1 protein-coding gene is annotated in these 3,150 nt (G+C 54.5%); it reads left to right on the forward strand.

The features are described from left to right. The coding region (locus A1OO_RS17535) for a beta strand repeat-containing protein (protein ID WP_017003861.1) at positions 1-3,150 on the forward strand (3,150 nt) is incomplete at both ends.

The raw sequence follows: 3,150 nt of genomic DNA on the forward strand, positions 1-3,150 counted from the left end.
GCGTGGGCGCACAAACCGCGTCAGGTACCATCACGATCACGGATGCGGATACCGGTGACACGCCAACCATTCCGAATGGCACCTTGGTGGGTGAATATGGCGCATTGACCTTGGTTGATGGCGCTTGGACCTACACCGCGGACAGCGCATCAATCCAATCGCTGGCTGACGGCGACACGACCACCGATACCATCACGGTCACCGCCTCCGATGGCACCACCCAAGACATCGTTATCACTATTACAGGCACGGATGATGCGGCGGTAGTGACAGGCGATACGACGGGCAACACCACAGATCAAGGCACCACGGTGTCTGGCTCTATCAACATCAGTGATGTGGATAACGGTGAAAACCCAACCATCAGTAACACCACCATCGAAGGGGAATACGGCTCATTGAGCTTGGTTGATGGCAACTGGACCTACACGGTTGATCCTGACAGCGCACAAACCCTGCCAGACGGGGAGTCTGCGAACGACACCTTCACCTTAACGGCATCTGATGGATCAACCCATCAAATCACAGTAACGGTTGAAGGCACTGATGATGCCGCGGTAGTCACCGGCGATCTCAGTGCGTCTGTTGCAGAAGGCGGCGATGCCTCTGTCTCTGGTTCAATCAACATCAGCGACCCTGATGCTGCTGTCCAGCCCACCCTTGAAAACGGCACGGTCGAAGGTGAATACGGTAACCTCACTCTGACCGACGGTGAGTGGACGTACACGGTCGACCCTAGCAAAGCACAATCTTTGGGTGACGGTGATTCAGAAACTGACACCATCACGATCACCGCGTCGGATGGCTCAGAGCACCAAATCACTATCACGGTGACAGGCAGCGATGATGCCTCTGTGGTCACAGGCGTCACCACTGGTGGGGTTGATTTAGGTGCAGATACGCCGGAAACCAGCACATCAGGCACCCTTTCCATTGCAGACGTGGATGACGGCGACTCGCCAAGCTTCACCAACACCACGATCGACGGTGACTACGGTACCTTTACGCTGACGGACGGCGCATGGACCTACACCATCGACCCAGCTAAAGCCGGCGCACTTAACGATGATCAGACAGAGCAAGACGTGTTCACCCTGACCGCCTCAGACGGCACAGTGCAGCAGATCACCGTTGATGTCACGGGCGCTGATGATGCAGCAGTGATCACCGGCGATACCACCGCGTCGGTAACTGAAGACGTGGGCGCACAAACCGCGTCAGGCACCATCACGATCACGGATGCGGATACTGGTGACACGCCAACCATTCCGAATGGCACCTTGGCGGGTGAATATGGCTCGCTCACGCTCGTGGATGGCGCATGGACATACACCGCAGACAACGCATCCATCCAATCATTGGCCGACGGCGACACAGCCACCGACACCATGACCGTCACCGCGTCTGATGGCACAACCCAAGACATCGTCATTACCATTACGGGTACCGATGACGCCGCCGTGATAACTGGCGATTCCACAGGTAGCATCACTGAAGATGCGGGGGCACAAACTGCTTCTGGCACTCTGACCATCACTGATACTGATACGGGCGAAACCCCAACCATCCCGAATGGCACCTTGACGGGTGAATACGGCTCGGTCACCTTGGTCGATGGCGCATGGACATACACCGCAGACAGCGCGTCCATCCAATCGCTGGGTGATGGTGATATTGCCACCGACACCATTACCGTCACCGCGTCTGATGGCTCGACGCAAGACATTGTCATGACTATCACAGGCACTGACGACGCAGCGGTACTTTCAGGCACATCAACAGCAACCATTACCGATATTAATGCTTCTTCGCAAAACGTCACGGTTGGTCGAGGCAGTGACGGTACGTGGGATGCCAGTAATGGCGACAACTTATACCTCAACTTGAGCAATGTTGGCTCTGACGCCGCCTATAACAACAGTGTGGGTTACTACGTGATGGATGCGGGCGGCAATGTCGTGCGTGCAGCGATCATCTTTGATAATGCACACAGCACCAACGGCACCAGCGTCAACATTAATACCGCCGGTGGCGAGAAGGTCGGCTTGTTTATGATCCCAGACGGTGATAGCAAAGGCTTCAATGTCGGCAGTGTCAGCCTTAGTTTTGGTGGTAGCAGTGTAACGGCCTATCAAGGCGGCGCATCAAGTACCACTTTTGTCTCTGACTCCTCGAAAAATAGCGGTTACGACAACGAATACAATTCAGGCACTTATTCTGCGTGGGAAGACATTGCTGGGGGCGGCGACAGAGACCATAACGATGTCACCTTCTACGTCACCGCCACTCAGCAGCAGGAAAGCCCGATCACCGCCAGTGGATCCGTCTCTGTTTCAGACGTGGATTCTGGTGATACCCCCACCTTGCCAAACACCACGATTCAAGGTGAGTACGGTTCGTTAACCATGACCAATGGCAACTGGACGTATACCTTTGACCCAGACAAAGCCTCGGCCATAGACGAAGAGACATTGGAAACCATTGTCATTACAGATTCAGAAGGTGGTAAGCATGAAATAGTGATTGCCATTCAAGGCACCGACGATGCGCCGATTGTCACAGGCGTATTCTCAGGTGCAGTGACCGAAGGCGATGGGGATGATGTGATCACGGTGAGTGGGACACTTTCAATTTCTGACGCTGATGCGGATGACACACCCGAGTTTGAGAACACAACCATTGACGGTCAATACGGTTCGCTAACACTGGCAGATGGCGAATGGACTTACACACTGGATCCTGTCAAATCTCAAGTCCTGTCTGACACTGACTTTGTGCAGGACACCATCACCCTTACCGCGACAGATGGCACAACGCAAAATGTGGTTATTTCTGTAACAGGCACTGATGATGCTGCTGTGATCACTGGTGATACCACTGCGGCGATCACTGAAGACGTGGGTGCACAAACTGCGTCAGGCACCATCACCATCACGGATGCTGATACAGGCGACACCCCAACCATTCCAAACGGTACCTTGGCGGGCGAATACGGCTCACTCACCTTGGTCGATGGCGCATGGACATACACCGCAGACAACGCATCCATCCAATCATTGGCCGACGGCGACACAGCCACCGACACTATTACCGTCACCGCGTCTGATGGCACCACCCAAGACATCGTTATCACTATTACAGGCACGGATG

The organism is Enterovibrio norvegicus FF-33, from assembly GCF_000286835.2.
GTDB classification, from domain to species: Bacteria; Pseudomonadota; Gammaproteobacteria; order Enterobacterales; family Vibrionaceae; genus Enterovibrio; species Enterovibrio norvegicus_A.